The sequence below is a fragment of the Escherichia sp. MOD1-EC5990 genome (assembly GCF_002965285.1).
Lineage (GTDB): Bacteria > Pseudomonadota > Gammaproteobacteria > Enterobacterales > Enterobacteriaceae > Escherichia > Escherichia coli_F.
The window spans coordinates 1-739 of record NZ_PTRV01000075.1 but is presented as its reverse complement, the minus strand read 5'-3'; the positions used below and the strand labels follow the sequence as shown (position 1 = coordinate 739).

The window sequence follows — 739 nt, the reverse complement described above, 5'->3', positions numbered from 1 at the left end:
CTGGTGCGGCTGACCATCCGGCCTGCGGCGTCATAGTCATACTGCGTGTTTCCGGCCTGTTTCAGCCGGTGGCCTCCGGCATACTGGTCAGTCTCTTCACTTATCCGGTGCCTGCCCGCAGACTGCGCCTTCAGGTAGCCGCAGCTGTCATAGCCATAAGTCTCGTCGCCTTCGCCATAGCCCAGCCCGGTGCCTGAGGCTGTCACCGTTGTGACCTGGCCGTTCCGGTCCAGCTGGTACTCCCGCCGTGTTTCCCGTCCGTAGTCTTCCCGGCTGGTGACAGCCGACACATTGCCCGCGCTGTCGTAACGGTACTCCCGCACCAGTGAGGGGAGCAGTCCGCCCCATGTGGCTTCCGCCGGGAAAAGTCCGGCGCGCTGGCTGGTAAGCTGACCGGCTGCATTCCAGCCCTGCTCACAGGCAAAACCCCGGTTACTGTGCCGGAGCACTTCACGTCCAGCCTCATCACGGCTGAACGTCAGCGTCTCATCCCCCGGCAGGATAACCTCCGTCAGTTCTCGGGCGGCGTTGTAGCGGTAGGTGGTTTTCAGCAGGAATTCACCGGGATGTCTGTCGCGTTCATCTTCCGGTGGCAGGATACAGCGGATGACGGTGTGCTCATCGGGGTAGTGGTACTCAATGGCCCGTCGGCCCTGAGTGGTGACATTCACCCGCCCGCGTTCGTCGTAGCCGGTGCGCTGTGATATGCCGTCCGGGCTGAAGATACCCGTCAGCCTGC

Annotated in this window: 1 pseudogene; it reads right to left on the bottom strand. The window is 62.9% G+C overall.

Annotated elements, in window-relative coordinates:
• Positions 1 to 739 (bottom strand): annotated as a pseudogene (locus BEB42_RS25925) (RHS repeat protein); the annotation flags it as partial.